The organism is Mycoplasma sp. 1890 (genome assembly GCF_053851615.1).
Genome location: NZ_JBSQAZ010000009.1, coordinates 1 through 18316, shown reverse-complemented (window position 1 = coordinate 18316; position 18316 = coordinate 1). Strand labels below are relative to the sequence as shown.

Below are 18316 nucleotides of genomic sequence, written 5' to 3'. Positions count from 1 at the left end.
ATGTAAAAAATCTTAATCTTAAATTTTAAAAAAGGAGATAAAGAATATGACAAAAGAAGTTATTTTAGGAATTGACCTTGGTACAACTAACTCTGTGGTTTCGATTGTTGAAAACGGAACTCCTAAGGTTTTAGAAAATCCAAATGGTAAGAGAACTACCCCATCTGTTGTTGCCTTTAAAAACGGCGAAACAATAATTGGTGAGAGTGCAAAAAGACAATTAGAGACAAATCCAGATAGTATTGCCTCAATTAAAAGATTAATGGGTGGTTCAAAAACTGTTAAAGCAAATCAAAAAGATTATAAACCTGAGGAAATTAGTGCCTTAATTCTTTCATATATGAAAGAATATGCGCAAAAGAAAATTGGGAGCGCAGTTAAAAAAGCAGTTATTACAGTTCCAGCGTATTTTGATAATGCGCAACGTGAAGCAACTAAAAATGCCGGTATTATTGCAGGTCTAGATGTTGTTAGAATTATCAATGAACCAACTGCAGCAGCATTAGCATTTGGGTTAGATAAGTCAAAGGATGAAAATCACAAAATATTAGTATTTGATCTTGGGGGCGGTACTTTTGACGTTTCTATTCTTGAAATGGAAAATGGAACATTTGAAGTGTTATCAACCTCTGGCGATAATCATTTAGGTGGTGACGATTGAGACCACAAAATTGTTGATTGACTAATTAAAGAAATAAGCAATAAGTATAAATACGATGCTAGAAATGATAAGATGGCAATGGCTAGATTGAAAGAAGAAGCAGAAAGAGCAAAAATTTCACTTTCAGAATCATTGGTTGCAAACATTTCACTTCCATTTTTAGCTATGAATGAAAATGGTCCAATTAATGTTGAATTAGAGCTAAAAAGATCAGAATTTGAGGCAATGACTTCGGACTTATTAGAAAAAACTAAAAAGCCATTGCTTGATGCATTAAATGAAGCAAAATTAAATTGAAATGACATTACCGAAGTTTTATTGGTCGGTGGTTCAACAAGAATGCCAGCTGTTCAAAAAATAGTTTCTGATATTACTGGCAAAAAACCAAATAATTCAATTAATCCTGATGAGGTAGTTAGTGTTGGTGCTGCTATTCAGGGTGCAGTTCTTGCTGGCGATATTCAAGATGTTCTATTGCTTGATGTTACTCCGTTGACCCTAGGTATTGTTGTTGAGGGAGATATTGTCGCACCCTTAATCCCAAGAAATACTACTATTCCTGTAACAAGAAGTCAAATCTTTTCAACTGCCGCAGATAATCAAACCTCTGTATCGATTGTTGTTACACAAGGTGAAAGACAAATGGCACAAGATAATAAATTTTTGGGAAGATTTGATCTTAGCGGAATAAGCCCTGCACCAAGAGGAGTACCACAAATTGAAGTAAGTTTTTCAATTGATGTTAATGGTATTACCAAGGTTACAGCCAAAGATAAAAAGACAAATCAAGAACAAAGCATTACTATTCAAAATACATCTTCATTATCGAAGGAAGATGTTGAAAAAATGGTGCAAGAAGCCGAACTTAATAGAGAAGCTGATCAGAAAAAACGTCGCGAAATTGAATTGACTGTTAGAGCAGAACAATTAATTCATCAAATTGACAAAACTCTTGAATCAGAAGAAGCTAAAAAAATAGAGGAATCACAACTTTCTGAAATTAAAAAGGTTAAGGAAGATATCCAAAAAGAATTGAATGATAAAAATTATGATGAATTAGAAAAGAAAATAAATGATTTTGAACAAAAAATGTCTCAAGCTATGGAGTTCATAAAGAAGCAACAACAGCAACAACAACAAAATACGACCCCACAAACAGATGAGAATAATACTGAAATGAACTAATTTATAATATATTAAAAACCACTTATTAGTGGTTTTTATTTCACATTTTTGTTTAAAAAATTGCATTAAAAATATAATTATAATTATAAAAAATATGTATTATTGCTAATTTAATATATAATTATATATTATAAATTTGAAAGGTCTAAAAAATGAAAACTTCAGCATTTAAATATTCGAAATTTGCATTTAATACTGTTTTTAAGAAGAAAAGTTCGATTATCATTCCTGCTATAACTTTAATTTTTTCATTTATAGTTGGTTTTGTATTTAAATTTGTGATTAGCGAAAAATATTTGACGCTTGCTTCATATCTTTATATTTTTTCTGTTCTTATAGTAACTGTATTATTTGCATCTATTAAGGCGCTAAATATTTTTAAAGATTTCGAACAGGAAGGATTAGAGCTTGTTAGCATTGCTAAACCGATCTCAAGAAAAGGGTTGGTTTTAGGTAAATTATTATCATTAATATACTTCGGTTTATTATGATCAACAGTTCTTTTTATTTCTTCATTATTGTCAACATACGCATTATATTCAGGACCAAATCTGTTTTTATATTCGCTATTATTTTTTGTTATCTCCTTAGCATCTTACTTAATGATTGCTTTAATTACAGCGCTAATAGGATATAAGCTAAGCCAAAAAATTGCTATTACATTGCCTTTGGTGTTTTTTATTCCATTAGCTCTTGGTGGTTCTTTATTGTCAGCTAACGCAACAACAAACGTTAATAACGCTGCTTACTTTATTAATAAGAAATATCCATATCACTTTTCTGGTAATGAAGCAAATGTTGAACCATATTTTATAAACAATAATAAGGATGAGTTGTTAATTATTCCCAACGGATCTCAAAATAAGCAATTTTCAAACGAGCAAGTCTCATATCTTAGAGAGGTAATGAAACTTGCTAATAATTCATCGAGTGAGTGGCAATTTTATTCATGATTATCTATTCCGTATCAATTACTAGATATTTTTAATACTAAAAACCAAAATGTTTTTGAGTCAATTAGCAAAACTAAATACTCAAATCAAGATAATTATATTTATTATAACAATCTAGATAGCATTTTATATAAATATAAGTTAGACGAAAATCCTAAATTGCCTAAATTTACGGTTACATCCAAAGAAGGTAATATTGAAAAGTATATTGTTCCAGGATTGTTAAAATCTAATTCAGTTATACCTAATACTATTAATACTGATATTATTTATGCGAGAGAGGGAGCATCTAGCGTTAATATTTCATTCCCTGAGGATAACTCACAATTTTCTGCCGAAAACAATATTGTAGGGAGATTAAAATGACAATATGTTTATGAAGCATTAAATGATAAAATTTTTAACAATATAGCTAAAAGATTTGTTGATGATTTTATAAAGAATAAAACATCTGAAAATGTTATTGATTTGCATAATGAATTAACAAAAGGTATTTCTACTTTTATAAATAATTTAGAAAGTCCAATTAATCAATATTTGAATTCAAATGTTACAGTATTCAACGAAAACGCTGTTAAAGAAAAGAAATTGCAATCAGAAATAGAGAGAAAAATATATTTAGGCGTTGCATTACTAAACTATATATATTTTAATTACCAAAATAATAAAATTTTTGAAGCAGTTATAAAAAATCCAAAAAGTTCAAGTTCATATGGCGATAATCAAATTGAATTAAAAATAGCTGGTTTCAATTATTACATCGGAGGATATGCAGGGTTTGAAAAGAGACTTTTTGTTAAGAATGAAAAAGTTTTAATTAGATACGAGTTAACAACAAGCCCTACAAACTATCTTTTCCAATCTGCGGATAAAGTGTTTGCTATAAATCGTGAAAAACAAATTGTTAATAAAAATGTTTACTTTATTTTATGAGCAATTTTGATTGGTGTATTATTTGCTTCAGTTTTTGCTTTATACAAGAGAAAGGATTACAAGTAATTATGGAAAATATTCTAGAAATCATTAATCTAAAAAAAATCTTTCCAAAAACTGATCGCGGAATTAAATCAATTAATTTTGCTATAAAGCATGGTGCATTTCATGCCTTTATCGGAGAAAACGGTGCCGGTAAAACAACAACAATAAAAACAATTATTGGCGCATATGCAAATTATGAGGGTGATATTTTAATAAATAATATTAATATCAAAAAAGCAGAAGCACGTTCAATTATTGGATATGTTCCAGAAGTTGCTGAATTTCCGAAAGAATTAACCGTTTTTGATTATCTTTACAATCTTTCAATACTATCAAATATCAAAAAAACTGATGCTATTAATGAAATTAAAAACTACCTTAAATTTTTTAATATAGAACAGTTATTGTATGAAAGACCTTATACATTTTCTTCTGGACAAAAAAAGAAGATTTTATTAATTCAAGCACTATTGCATAAACCCGAACTATTAATTCTCGATGAACCAGCGGCTAATTTGGATCCGACAGCTAGATTTGAACTTTTTTCATTGTTAAAAGATATTAATGAAAATGAAAAAATTACAATTTTAATTAGTTCCCATGTTTTGGCTGAAATCGATAAATATGTTAACTCTGTAACCCTAATACATAATGGCAATATCTTATATACCGGAATTAAAAAAGAACCATTAGAAAAACTATTTTATGAAAAAGTTATATCTAACTAGCTTGGTTTTGCCGATATTACCGCTTTGTGCTATTAGCTGTGCTAACATAAATAATATTAGAGATACTTCTATCGATTTTCCTAAAAAACAAAGAAAAGAATATTATAGAAATGAATCAATTAGTTTATTGCTTGATTTCTTTGCTAAAAATAATCTTAATGAAAAAAATATTTACATTTTTCAACAAGAAAATAAATCAGATTCTAAATTTAACGAATTAAAATATGCTTTTGTTTATGACCCTGTATTTATTCAAAATAGCGTTCATAAAAACCAAGATTATCGTCCTTTGGCGTTAACTTCAATGCAGGTTATTAAAAATACATTATCAAATGATTGATATTGAACGTTGAATAATTTATCTAAATTTAAGTACATTTTTAATCCTTATGGCGATAGATATAAAACTTTTGCCAAAGAGCAAGAATACTTTAATGAGGTTAGAAAAAAATTTAATTCTCTTTCTATTAGCGTGCAAGATAATACACCTAAAAAATTGATTAAAATGCCTTTTAAGGATATACCTGAACTTAAAAAATATAATGTCTTCACAGACAAGGAAATTGTTTATCTTTTATTTGATAATAACAAGGTAATTAAGATTTGGAAATTTATAGATAAGGGAATCCCTAAACTTTTGATAGTTCCAGATATTCTTATTTTTAAAAATGAAATGAATATTGAAGATCAACTAAAACAACTAGAAGAAAAAATTTTTGAGAAGCGTGTTAAAACTTTCAAATCGAATTTAGAATCAGCAAAAGAAGATGCCGAACTAGAAAATGAGCCATTTGATGAAAAAACTTTTATTAAGCCATACATTGATGAAAAATATATTGAATTTCACGCTATATATCAATATAATGATGATCTAGCTGATGTTTTAAATGAAATAAATAAAGAAGAACTTAAAATATTTAAATTTACTATGAGGTTTATCGATGAAAAAAATTAATAAGATTATTTTATCTACTTCATTTATTTCAGTCTTACCTTTATCATATGGGCTAGTTTCGTGTATTAATAATGAGCCAAGCACTCAATTAAGAAATAATATCCCTAAGGGTTTTGAATATATTCCTAATATTGAAAATCCTGATGAAGAGAGAACCAACTTATTGATAAAGCAGTTAATAGACCTAAGATTTAAAGGCGATGAAGTAGCAAAAACAAATTTTCTTGAGTCTCAAAAAGATGAGAAGAAGCTTTTTGATGAGGCAAAAAAAATAACCCAAAAGTTTACCGATGAAAATAATGAGGAAAACATTAAAAAATTAAGGGATTTTTATTCTAAAAATTGACTATTTGTTATAAAAAACATTAAAAGATTTACATGAACTTTTTTGGATTGATGAAAATTTCCGGATTTTGGTCAAGTTAAGCATAGCGATGAATTTATCGCAGCTTTAAAAAACCACGCAGAAAAATTTGAACCAAATGATGCAAATTTTATTGATAACAACTGGGATCAATTGAGAGAAGGAGATGAATCGCCTGAATCCAAAGATGATATTTTTTATCTTAAGAAAAACAAGTTCTTATTAAGAATTTTGATTTCTAAAAATAAAAGTGATAAAAGTTTTTTGACTTTTGATAGAATGATTTATTTTCCTAAATCAATATCTTCGAAGATATCAATTAAGTTAGTTTCAGATGCTGTTCACAATGCGATTATTCATCATAACAAACGTGGATTTGATGCTTTTGAGAATGTTGTTGTTAAGAACTATAATTTTCCAGCACTTGGTTTATTAATATTGAAGGACATATAATATTATGAAGCGAAAAAAAATAATTCTTTCTGGTTTAGCTCTTGCTACATTATTTGCACCAATTGCTGTTATATCATGCCAAAATACGAGTCAGCAAAATAACAAATCTAAATTATCCCCAATAGCTGTTAATGATGAAAAAGAGAAAAAATGAGATGTTTTTTTGAAATATGAATATGTTAATTCACTTCTTGATTTAGCCTTTAAAAACAACGCTGATAAAAATGCCTATATACATAAACAAAAAAGGATAAATGATAACTATTTAACCGAGATTAAAGATTATTTGCTTTATGCCAATAATGTTATTGCATTTTTTAAATCAAATGATAATTTTAATTCAAAGAATAAGGTCATTGCTTTGGAAAAATATCGCCCTGAATTAGCTAAACTTTTTAAAGATAATTGATTATGGTTTTTGTTTAATCTTGATCGATTTACGTTTGCTCTTTATGAAGCTTTTAATCAATTTAAAGGTATTACTGATATTTTAAGTAAAGAACTTCAAAAAAACAGTTTGGATCTAGGATCATTTAATCGCCCTAAAACAAATGAAATGCTTCAATATGTTATTGAAGAAAGTTCACAAAATAATAAAGATTCCTATGATGTTTATTTATTAACTAAGCAAGGTATTATTCTTGAATTATCGATTACTAAAAAATCTGACGGAAATTCAGAAGTCTCAATTTTTACATATTCTCATATTTATCCGGCTTTGTTTCAAAATGAAGCTATTTTAAAGAAATTTGATCTTGCAAAATATGTAAGAGCCTTGAGATTATACAAAACAAGCGCCGATAAGGCTTATATAAAAACTTTATTCGATGAAGAATTTGGCGGCGAACCGCTTAGATTCACAATTGTCTATGTTGATGATTCAAAATAAAAATAAATATTTATTTTAAAAACTAAAACTCACAAAATTAATTGTGAGTTTTTTATTTATTTATTTATTTATTTTTTGTAAAAATTTTGTTTCCTAATTTTATATACTCATTAACCTTGTCATCAAGAATTTCGAAAGCCATATTATAAATTTCTTTTGAATATACATCGACGCCAGCGTCCCTTAAGACATTAACCGGTCAATCTTTATCTCCTGCTGATAGAAAGTTGTTAACATAATTTTCCAATGCGCTTTTTCCTTCGACTTTATATTTTTGAAAGAAGAAGTTTGCCACAATGTAACCGAGTGCATATTTATAAACATAAAAATATGAAAAGAAATGAGGCACCATAACGCTATGAATATTTATTGGATTGCCAATTTTTACTTCATTTTCACTTATTTGATATTTTTTTGATACATCAACATAAATTTTTTCAATAGCTTCATATGAATTAAGAGGTTCATTATTATCAATGCGATTATATAACTCATATTCAAAATTAGACCAATGTGTTTGTCTTAATACTGTGACGACAAAGTCATTAATGCTTTCATTAAGTAAAAAGAATTTTTCTTCATCTGTTTTTGCTTTTGAAATTAAATAATCATTTAGTAATAACTCATTAAATATTGAAGCTATTTCGGCTATGAATATAGTGTATTGACTTCGATATACACTTTGGTTTTTATTTGAAAAATATGAATGCATTGAGTGTCCCATTTCATGGCACAAGGTGTTTACAGAGTTGAATGTATTATCTCAGTTCATTAAAATATAAAGCTTATTAATTCCATGTGTTGAACCAATTGAATATGCTCCCGATCTTTTTGAGGGAACATTTATATAATCTATTCATCTTTCTTTGATAGCTCTATCAACTATTTTTGGGTATTCATATGGCATTACTGAGGTTATGTCTTTTAATATTTTTTGGCCATCCTTAATTGAATATGAATTCTTGATTTTTATCAAATCAAGTGAAGTATCTCATAATTCCATTTTTTTATTGAATTTAGCTTCAAAGAATTTAGCATGCGCATTATGATATTTTTTAAATATATCTATATTTGAAATTACGCTTTCATAAATAATTTCAAGCAATTTTTTGTCAACATGGTCATTCATTAAAATTGAATCAAGCGTTGAAGGATATTTTCGATGTAGGGCATTAACCGATAACTCCTTGATATATTGATATAACATTTTGGCTAAAATTTGTTTATGTTTTAAATAACCATTCAAATAATTAAAATAGCTTTCTTTTCTTACTCGTTCATCAGCGTGTTTTCTAAATGATTGCATGCTTGCTCTTGTAATTTCATGTTTTTTGCCATGTCTATCGTGTGCATAGCCAAATGTAATTTCACTATCGGTTAAAACACCAAACAATTCAGTTACATCTGGATGACCAGAGATTGTATCGTTTAAATATGTTTCAATCTTATCATCCAATTTATGATCTAGTTCAAGCAATATTGCCTCAAGATCTTTTTTTACTTCCTTTAATTCTGGTTTATTTAGCCATTCCTTAATTTTTTGTTTATGTCGATCAATACGATTAATTTCTGAGCCCAATCTTTTTGTGTATTTGGCATTTGTTGCTTCAAAAGTTGCTATCATCTCATTGATTTTAGGATCAATAATGTTTATATTTAATTTATTCGATAGATAGTTTTCAATTTTGTTACTCAACAAAATGAATTCCTCATTTAGTTTTATTGAAGCAACAAAATTATCAAAATTATCATATTTTGAATCTTTTATTTCTATTTGTTTCTCAAACAAGGCAAAATATTCATCAAAAAGTTGCTGATATGTTTTATTGCCTAAAATATCTTCCAGGTCAAAGCGATATTCTGACTCAATTTCTTCATATTTACTATATTTTTTCATTAATACCTCCTCGATAAAATTAAATTATACAAAAAATAAGTTCTAGCAGAACTTACTTAATATTATCTTTATCTATAAAAATTAAGCTATCAATTTCACAGTTCAATCTTTTTCTTGCATTAAAACCGTCAAGTTCCATTAGCACAATAATTTTTAGGATTTCAACTCCTTGATCCTTTAACAATTTTGTTATTGCTTCTAAGGTTCCTCCGGTAGCTAGAACATCGTCAATAATAACTGCTTTTTGTCCCGGTTTTACTAATCCCTTTTGAATTTCAAGGATTGAGCGCCCATACTCTAAACCATAAGCACAACTAATAACTTCGCCAGGCAGTTTCCCCTTTTTTCTTACCATAATAAAAGGTTTAGATAATTTAGCGGCTACAGGAGTGCCAAAAAGGAATCCTCTAGCGTCTGGTCCGACGATAATGTCTGCATCTTTAGCTAATTCTGACATAGTATTAATTGTGTAATTTAGGGCATTACCGTTAGCCAAAAGAAGAGATATATCCTTAAATTTAACACCTGGTTCAGGAAAGTTTTCAACTGTTCTAATATATTTTTTTAATTCCATAGCCATAATATTATATTACAAATTTACTTATAAAATAAGTAGTTACAAAAATTAAAATTTGGAAGTAATTGTATTTTTTATAAAAACATTTTTAAAAAATATACTTAATTTTAAATCAAAAATATTGTCAAATGTTTCTTAGAACCTTCGATTCTGATAAAAGTGCTATAATTCTAATTATGAATAGTAAATATGTATATATTGATTTTGAAGCGATATCAAATCCTTTTGCAAGATTATTAGCAATTCCAGTTAATACTCCCTTTGCTTATACAGTGGGTGCTTTAAATCAAAATGGAAAATTCGAAACAAGAACATTTATTATTGATTTTTTAAAAATTAAATCAATAAAAGGCATTTGATCAACATTGAAGCAAAATATAATAAAACATATATACGATATTAATTCAAAAATTGATATTAATGAAATTACATTTATAGGACATAACCCAACATTAGAAAAACAAATATTAATAAAACTGTTTCCAAAAAATTTGGTTAATCCATTATTAGATCCCTCATGTCCTGTTTTATCTTTATCTAAACTCACAGGGCCAAAATTTAGTAAGGAATATTTTCCTAATATAAAGAAGGCTATTAATCAGTCTGACGTTATATCATTAAAAAAACGAACTGCAGGTCGAAACGGTGCAATTGCTGCTTTTGTAGGCTTTTGGTTGTATGTTAATTCAGTTTCACATTTAAGAGCCAATGATAAAAGAAAGAAATATATGCTCAATCTTAATAAAAATTTAGTTATTAAGGAACTTAGACATTATTCAGGTGATGATGTTAATAAAATGATATTTTTAGCTTCTGACCCAGAAAGAACAGATTTGTTAATAAAAAGATATTTATATAAAAAAGATTTTTTAAAGTTAATAAAAAATATTGATTTTGATGATAATTTGACACTAAAGGAAATTAAGGAGAAGATTTGAATTCTTTAATTTAAATTTTAAATATTTTAGAAAGGAGTAATTATGTCATCTAATGTTTTAAAGAAAGAAAAAAAGCATTATTTGAGAAGATTGCTGCCTCAATCTAAGCATGATTTAAAGCTCTATTTTTCAAAAACATGGCCAATAATTATTGGTGAAATTTTGTTTTGCTTAAATGGTTTTTTAGATAACTTTATGGTAAGTCACATTCCTTCAGGAATTGATGCCTTAACTTACGCCAATACTTACACTGGAATTATATATACAATATTTTTTGCTATACAAGGTATTGCAGGTATGTTTGTTGGCCAATATTATGGTAGAAAAGACTTTGATAAGGTTAAACAAATTATGAACCTTAGAATATGGATGTATTTATTTATAAGTATTTTGCTTGCTGTAGCTTCTTGAAGTCAGCCGACTGCATTGATACATCTTATTGGCGGCGCCAAGATTAAGGGCGCAGCTCTAAATGAAGCAAGAATGTATTTAATGCTTATTGCAATTTCGTGAGTTTTGACATCCTTTAACTTTAACACGAATATGCAACTCAATGAAACTGGCCATTCAAATCTAGCTTTTATTTCAGCATGTCTAACTCTTGCTACAAATGCTACAATAAATTCTATTTTGTTGTATGCATTTAAGGGTCATGCTTATTATGCAGCTTTTGGTTCTATTGTTAGTGGATTGGTATGTTTGTTGTCAGATTCCTTATTAACTTACTATAAGGATAGACCAATATTTATTAACATTTTCAAAATTCACTATATAACTAGGCCGATTGCAAAGCAAATATTAAAACGCATACCTGCTATGTTAATAACAATTGTTGCAATGCTTATTCTACCTATTAGAATGATCATTTGAGCTAGAGCCTTTCCGGATGATTTGGCAAACGGTTCCGGAATCGGGGAAAAGTGAATGGGAATTAACGCAGTTACAATTTTAGGTTTAGTTGAGAGTCTCTCATCAATAACATCGGCTATTACCTCTGCCTGTTCATCTAATGTTTCATATTTTGTTGCTGGTAACCTAGGTAAAAATAATTTTGAAGAAGCCAAAAAACACGGTTATGCTCTAAGAGGTTTTCATACTATTTCAGGTTTTTGTATGTCATTGATTATGTTAGGCGTTATTTTTGGTATTGCCTATTCACCCGCTACATCAAAAGGGACACAGGAATCTATTTCTCATAATATTGAGTTTTATTTAAGATCAAGTGACCCAAAGCTAATACAATCAGTGTTTGATGTTCAACTAAAATCTGGAGTAATTGATCCGCAAATAATTAATAAGGTAACTCAAATGCTTAAAGATGTTAGAAATGGACAATCAGATTTCGGCAATAGAGAGATTATTGAATTTCTTAGATTGCCTGTTGTTTTGGAATGAATAAGTCTAATGAAGGCTCAAGTTGCATCAACATTTACTAGAATATTTTTGCTTACATCATTAACATTTTTATTTATTAATCCTATTTGGTGTTGGTTCTATACAGCCGCTGCATTGCCAGGGGCTGGCGGAAGGAATATTGTTGGTTCATTAACTATGTTATCTGCGCATTGATTATCATTTATGTGATTAATAATCCTAACATTTGTAATCATTATACCGCTACGAAATAATCATACAAGCTCCTTGAGTCTCGAATTGTCATATTTTCTATATTTTTCAATTGATTTCGTTAGATGAGGGATATTTGAAATTGTAGCAGCTAAGGTTAATTGATTAAGAAATGTGACTGAAGAGAACCAACATAAGAAACCAAAAACAATTTCGTAAATTAGCATAATTAATATAATTCTTCATTGCTATAAAAAAATATTTGGCGGTTAGTATCAATACTAATCTAATTTAAATTATTTGCGCAGCTAAGAATTTGAGCACTTTTGATAATAATATTAGAATTTTTTAAGTAAACAAGTTACGAGAGTGATATGTTTGGTAAGAAGTATATAAAGATAAAATTAAAATAAAATGCTTAAATAGTTTTTTGTTTATAATTTATATTGTTAAAAAAGGGCAATTACCCAAGCGGCCGAAGGGGACAGTCTCGAAAATTGTTAGGAGTTAATAGCTCGCAAGGGTTCAAATCCCTTATTGCCCGCCATATTATTTTAAAAACAAAATATCCAAAAAAGTAGGCATCTCAAAGGCCTACTTTATTTAATTTTTATACCACTGTTTTTCATTAATTCAAGCGCAAAATCATGATATGTTTTTCTACTATGATTTTCATTTTCAAATGTATCAACAAGTTCTTTATAAATGATAATTTCCTTATCTAAACCCTTAAAATTAAGATATGTTTTCAAGGTAAGGGCAAATTGCAATATGCAAATATCAGTGCAACATCCTAGGATTTCAAATACATCATATTTATAAATTAAGTCAATTAAACCTGATTTAACAAAGGCAAAAAAAGCGTTGGTTGAGTTTTTTTTAATAACATCGGTTACATATGGTTTTAGTTCGTCTACTATTTCAGCTTCTCATGTTTCTTCTAAACAATGTAAAGGGTATGATTTCATTTCTACGTCATTTTCCTTGTGTGAGTCGCAAACAAATAACATTTTTTCATTTTTATTTTTAAATAAATACTTTTCAATCTTTGGGATTAGATTGTTGATATGAATGCTTGCCATTTTTCCTTTGTTACAAAAACCGTTTAGCATATCAATTACAAAAATTATTTTATTCATTATACCCTCTTAATATTAATTTTATAGAATCAATGTATTAAGCTCTTCTATTAAAAAGACCTTGCTATCGTGAATTATTTTAACATTTTTTAAAAAACAATATAATATTAATTTGGATACATCTTTTGTGGGACATAGAGACATATAAATGTTGGTGTATCTAAAGTTCGAATTTTATTTATTTTTTAATTTATATGAAAGGAAATATATGATGGCCGAAGAACAAATGGTTGTTACTTCTGACACAAAGAAAAAAATAAGTTTCTTTGCAGCAATCATGGTCGTACTTGGTGGTTCGATTGGTGTTGGTATCTTCTTAAGATCTAAAGCAGTTCTAGAATACTCTGCCGGAAATATCGCTCTATCATTAGCGACATGATTAATTGCCGGTTTTGCTGTTGTTACTTTAGCTCTTGCTCTAGTTGAAGTAGCGTCAGGTCGTAATGACAACTTAGGTATGATTGGTTGATCTAAGGCGTTTAACACGCTAGCCATATATAAGGCTAATAAGTTCTTTATGACTTACTTATATCTACCATTTACATACTTCTTTATGCCTTATTATGTAATACTTCAATTCCAAGACGCAGCTTCTGGATTTGGATTAACTCCAAACTTTGGTGGATCACATGCTGCTCCATGAATTTACTTCGTTATTGGACTAGTATTAACAATATGAATGCTATTTTCAGCTGGTTTAAGTGGTCGTGCTGGAAACATTCAAAACTTAATAATAACATCAGTTAAGTTTATCCCATTAGTAGCTATCGTAATTGTTGGATTTATCTTCCTAGGATTACGTGTAAAAGAAGGAAATGCAGATATCTGAACCCCTATTACTAAGGAAACATTATTTAACAAAGATTCTACAAACTTCTTAAAATTAACTCCAGTTTTAGGTATATTTGGATCAATTGCAGGTATCTTCTTTGCATTTGATGGTTTCTATGTTTCTGCTGGTATTCAATCAGAAATGAAGAATCCTGAAAAAACTCCTGCAGCTTTAGTTATTGGTCTATTATCAATGACTGGTATTTACATTGTTATTGCTGCAGCTATGTCACTTGGTGCTAAGTCAGGTGGTTTCTATGACTTTGGTGATTTATTAGCAGGAAAAGGTCATGGTTGAGCATTTGGTCTAATTAATGTATTTATTGCTATTGGTGTTATAGGTATTCTAAATGGATTCTCATTATGAGCAACTCGTTTCGTAGAAGACTTAATTAAAGAAGGGGAAATTTATGTTCCTGCTTCAGTATACAGATATATGAAAAACAGTAAAATGCCAATCGTTGGAACTCTATTCTGTTTATTATTATCTCTACCATTTATGGTTGTATTTACAGCAATTGGATCGTATGCATATATCGACATCACTGGTTATGGAACAGGATACGGATACGACATTGGTACATTATTGTCATTCTCAGACTTAATGGCTAACTGAATGGCTGTATTTGCATTTATGTTTATTGCATTAGCAGTTGTTGGTGCTCTTGAAAACAGAAAGAAAAACTTTATTGCTGTTCAAAAGAACAAACACACAGTATGAGCAGGTATTATTGCTGTTGTTATGGTTATAACAACATTAGTATTCTACATGTTAGATCCATTTGTTTCACTTGGATTGACACTTGCTAAATACTTCACAGCTCAAGGAACTGATAAGGCAAACTTTGTTTCTGACTTAGTTGGATATGGTGCAACATCAGCATTATTTGTTCTATATATGGTAATTTTCTTTGCTTCAACACCTATTGAAAAACAATTAGCTCTATGAAGAAGAGAAAAATTATCAAAAATTCTTGCTGGTCAATACTGTGAATGTGAAGCAGAATATTACTGCCCATGCAGATTAGAATTAGCTAAAGAAGCAAATGAATTAAATAATTTAGTTATTAATACATTTGAAACAGCTCGTTAATTCCAAAAAAAATATAAAAACTAGCACTTATTTTAAAGTGCTGGTTTTTATATTTTTGTATTTTATTAAAACGGGTTCATTATTTTTTTTACTCCCCTTAAAAACTATAAAAATAATGTAAAATTTTAAAAATATATCAATAAAATTATTTCCACTGTTTTGTAAAATAAAAAGGTAACTTATGAAAAAAGAAAAGATCGAAAAATACCCAGAAATTAATGATGATATGTTAGATACTAGGATAAAAGAAGGGTTAACTTCAGCTGAAGCTGCTCATCGCCAGGAAACATTTGGTTTAAATGAATTAAAAAAAACAAAGAAAATAAATCCTTTTTTTACATATTTAACTCAATTTAAAGATATCCTTGTAATTATTTTGTTGTTTGCTGCATTGTTATCATATATTTTTGCAATTATTAGCGCATCTAATAGGCAATGAAACTTTAATACAGAATTAGTTGTTGAATTTATTGAGCCATCAATTATATTATTTGTAGTCTTAACAAATTCTCTTGTTGGTGCAATTCAGGAAATAAAAAGTGCAAAGGCTGTTGATGCATTAAGTAAATTAAATCCCTTGCAGGCCAAAGTTATCCGTGATGGTATATTAATTTCAATAGATTCAAAAGATGTTACGATTGGAGATGTTATATTGCTAGAAGCTGGCGATGTGGTGCCTGCTGATGGTTATTTATTATTTTCTTCGAATTTATCGTCAATTGAATCCTCACTGACGGGTGAAAGTGAACCGGCAATAAAAGATTATAATTTCAAGAGGAATTTAGATTTACCTTTAGCTGATCGTAAATTTATGTTATATTCATCTTCAATTATTGCTAGCGGAACTGGTTATTATGTCGTTAGTGCTATTGGACAACAAACCGAGCTTGGTAAAATTTCATCACTTGTAAGCAATCAAAAAGAGGCTATGAGTCCACTACAAATTAAAATTAACAAATTAGGAAAAATATTTGGATATGTAGGACTTGGATTATTTTTATGTAGCATGCTAGCACAAATTTTGTTTGCTGTCTCAAGCCCTTCTTTGTATAAGGAAATGACCTTTTGAAGTACAGTTATTGTTAACGGAGTTTCGCTAGCCGTCGCCGCCATTCCTGAGGGTCTAATTGCATTTACTTCAATTATTTTGGCAATAGGAGTTCAAAGAATGGCTAAGAAACAAGCAATTGTCAAGGATTTGATGGCAGTTGAATCTCTTGGCAGCTGTGCAGTTATTTGCTCTGATAAAACAGGTACTTTAACTCAAAATAAAATGACAATTGTTGACATTTTTAGTTCAGATAATAAAAAACTCAGTGATACATCGATGAATGAAAAATATCTAAAAATTATTGAGTACGGTTCACTTTGTTCAGAGGCAAATTTATCACTAGATAATGGAGAATTTAAGGTTGTTGGCGATCCTACAGAGTCATCGTTTTTATATGAATTATATAAGCATTCAAAATTTATGACCAAGGCTAAACTTGAGTCACAATACAAGCGTATTCATGTTTGACCATTTGATTCTGATCGTAAATTGATGACTACTATCAATAAGATTGGCGATAAATATATAGTTATCGTTAAAGGTGCACCTGATGTTTTAGTTAATAGAACATTAACAACTATTTATGAAAAAAATAGCATTTTTCATATTAATAATCAATGGTCAAATGAGTCATACCGAGTATTGGCGGTTGCATCTAAAGAAATAACTAAATCAACTTTAGAGGAATTGCTAGCTAAGAATAATAGTGATCAACTTGATTTTCTAGAGAATAATTTAAATTTTGAAGGTTTAGTTGCTATGATTGATCCTCCTAGAGAAGAGGCAAGAGACGCAATTTCAATTTGTCGTCAAGCTGGTATTAAACCAGTAATGATTACTGGTGATAATATAAATACAGCTATTTCAATTGCTAAAAAATTAAATATTTTTAATGAAGGCGATCTAGCGATAACTGGCATAGAGTTAGATAAAATTAGCGATCAAGAATTAAGCCAAAATATTGAGAAATACTCAGTTTATGCTCGCGTTAAGCCAGAAGATAAACTTAGAATTGTAAATGCTTGACAAAAAAGAAATCAAGTTGTAGCAATGACCGGCGATGGAGTCAATGATGCTCCTGCCTTAAAGGCATCTGATATTGGCTGTGCGATGGGTATTACTGGTACAGAAGCCTCAAAGCAAGCAGCCAATATGATACTAGCTGATGATAATTTTACGACAATTGTTTCAGCAGTAAAAAACGGTCGTTCAATATATCAAAAAATAAAAAATGTAATTCAGAATTTGCTAATTACTTCTGTTGCTGAAATTATATTAGTTTTTCTTGGATTGTTGATATTTAAGGCTGTATTTCATAATTGAGATGTTTTGAAGAATAAAGAAATATATATTTTATCAGCAACACAACTTTTATGAATTAACTTATTTACCCATGGTTTTCCGGCCATCGCTTTAGGACTACAAGATACAAAAGAGGATTATATGAATCGACGTCCTCTTTCAAAATATGAGTCAATATTTGCTAATAAAATGGGTATAAATATTTTATGGCAGGGCGTCTTAATAGGTATTATATCAATGATTGGCTATTATTTGGGTGCGTTATGGGCTTATAATCAGGGTCTTGGGCCTGATAAAATAATTAGTGCCGCTTCAACTATTGCCTTTTTAATTCTTGGTATTACGTCAGCTTTTAACTCAGTTAATTTAATGTCTAAAAAACCAATAATTCTTTCAAATCCATTATATTATTGAAAGGTTTATGCATCTGTTATCTTCTCATTGTCATTTTTATTGCTTGTTGCCCTTGTTCAAAAAATAACAATAGCATTTAAGGGATATGAGGATATTTCATCATCACCGACATTGCTTGCTTATGGGCTTGGCCTTCCATTAATTATTATTCCTATTTATTTTGTTCATAAGGTCATATTATTGTTAATTGAAAAAAGAAGAAGTAAAAATAACTCTATTGTGAATTTCGAAATGATATTAACTCCGAAAGAAAGAAAACAAGCTAAAAAATAAGCTTAAATTATCAAAAAATGATATGTACCCAGAATCCTGGACACATATTTATTAACTAGGCAACACAAA

At 29.0% G+C, this 18316-nt stretch carries 13 protein-coding genes and 1 tRNA gene; 11 read left to right on the top strand and 3 right to left on the bottom strand.

Annotated features, from left to right (window positions below):
* The first annotated feature begins 46 nt into the window (after window positions 1-46).
* The 6 genes from dnaK to ACWXVO_RS02195 all read left to right on the top strand — a co-directional run bounded on the left by dnaK (window position 47) and on the right by ACWXVO_RS02195 (window position 7166).
* On the top strand, window positions 47-1846 hold the full coding sequence (dnaK, locus tag ACWXVO_RS02220; protein ID WP_438340381.1) for a molecular chaperone DnaK: 1800 nt from the start codon (window positions 47-49) through the stop codon (window positions 1844-1846).
* 152 nt (window positions 1847-1998) lie between these two features.
* Entirely contained in the window at window positions 1999-3798 is a 1800-nt protein-coding gene (locus ACWXVO_RS02215; RefSeq protein ID WP_456002341.1) for an ABC transporter permease, read from the top strand.
* Window positions 3799-3800: 2 nt separating this feature from the next.
* On the top strand, window positions 3801-4505 hold the full coding sequence (locus ACWXVO_RS02210) for an ABC transporter ATP-binding protein (protein WP_456002338.1): 705 nt from the start codon (window positions 3801-3803) through the stop codon (window positions 4503-4505).
* Window positions 4483-5460, top strand: coding sequence for an aromatic motif membrane protein (locus ACWXVO_RS02205; protein WP_456002335.1), 978 nt, complete (start codon window positions 4483-4485; stop codon window positions 5458-5460). Before ACWXVO_RS02210 ends, ACWXVO_RS02205 begins: the two co-directional genes overlap by 23 nt.
* The gene (locus ACWXVO_RS02200; RefSeq protein WP_456002332.1) at window positions 5447-6277 is read left to right on the top strand and encodes an aromatic motif membrane protein; all 831 of its coding nucleotides are present in this window, start codon (window positions 5447-5449) and stop codon (window positions 6275-6277) included. The genes ACWXVO_RS02205 and ACWXVO_RS02200 overlap by 14 nt, the downstream gene beginning before the upstream one ends.
* Before the next feature lie 4 nt (window positions 6278-6281).
* A complete protein-coding gene (locus ACWXVO_RS02195) occupies window positions 6282-7166 on the top strand; it encodes an aromatic motif membrane protein (RefSeq protein WP_456002329.1) in 885 nt (294 codons plus the stop codon).
* A 64-nt stretch (window positions 7167-7230) separates the two neighbouring features.
* On the opposite strand, the gene pepF is transcribed toward ACWXVO_RS02195, so the two are convergent.
* Both pepF and ACWXVO_RS02185 read right to left on the bottom strand, forming a co-directional pair.
* On the bottom strand, window positions 7231-9063 hold the full coding sequence (pepF, locus tag ACWXVO_RS02190; RefSeq protein ID WP_456002326.1) for an oligoendopeptidase F: 1833 nt from the start codon (window positions 9061-9063) through the stop codon (window positions 7231-7233).
* Window positions 9064-9115: 52 nt separating this feature from the next.
* Window positions 9116-9643, bottom strand: coding sequence for an adenine phosphoribosyltransferase (locus ACWXVO_RS02185; protein ID WP_456002323.1), 528 nt, complete (start codon window positions 9641-9643; stop codon window positions 9116-9118).
* Window positions 9644-9816: 173 nt separating this feature from the next.
* Between ACWXVO_RS02185 and ACWXVO_RS02180 the strand changes: the two genes are divergently transcribed.
* The 3 genes from ACWXVO_RS02180 (at window position 9817) to ACWXVO_RS02170 (ending at window position 12691) form a co-directional block, all read left to right on the top strand.
* Window positions 9817-10587 carry a hypothetical protein gene (locus ACWXVO_RS02180; protein WP_438340373.1) on the top strand — a complete coding sequence of 257 codons (771 nt, stop codon included), beginning with the start codon at window positions 9817-9819 and terminating at the stop codon, window positions 10585-10587.
* Between the two features lie 33 nt (window positions 10588-10620).
* Entirely contained in the window at window positions 10621-12363 is a 1743-nt protein-coding gene (locus ACWXVO_RS02175) for an MATE family efflux transporter (protein ID WP_456002320.1), read from the top strand.
* A 238-nt stretch (window positions 12364-12601) separates the two neighbouring features.
* A tRNA-Ser gene (locus ACWXVO_RS02170) sits at window positions 12602-12691 on the top strand.
* 52 nt (window positions 12692-12743) lie between these two features.
* On the opposite strand, the gene ACWXVO_RS02165 is transcribed toward ACWXVO_RS02170, so the two are convergent.
* Entirely contained in the window at window positions 12744-13283 is a 540-nt protein-coding gene (locus ACWXVO_RS02165; protein ID WP_455995023.1) for an isochorismatase family cysteine hydrolase, read from the bottom strand.
* Between the two features lie 208 nt (window positions 13284-13491).
* On the opposite strand from ACWXVO_RS02165, the gene ACWXVO_RS02160 reads away from it, so the two are divergent.
* A complete protein-coding gene (locus ACWXVO_RS02160; protein WP_438340370.1) occupies window positions 13492-15207 on the top strand; it encodes an amino acid permease in 1716 nt (571 codons plus the stop codon).
* 181 nt (window positions 15208-15388) lie between these two features.
* The gene (locus ACWXVO_RS02155) at window positions 15389-18247 is read left to right on the top strand and encodes a cation-translocating P-type ATPase (RefSeq protein ID WP_456002317.1); all 2859 of its coding nucleotides are present in this window, start codon (window positions 15389-15391) and stop codon (window positions 18245-18247) included.
* The last annotated feature ends 69 nt before the right edge of the window (window positions 18248-18316 follow it).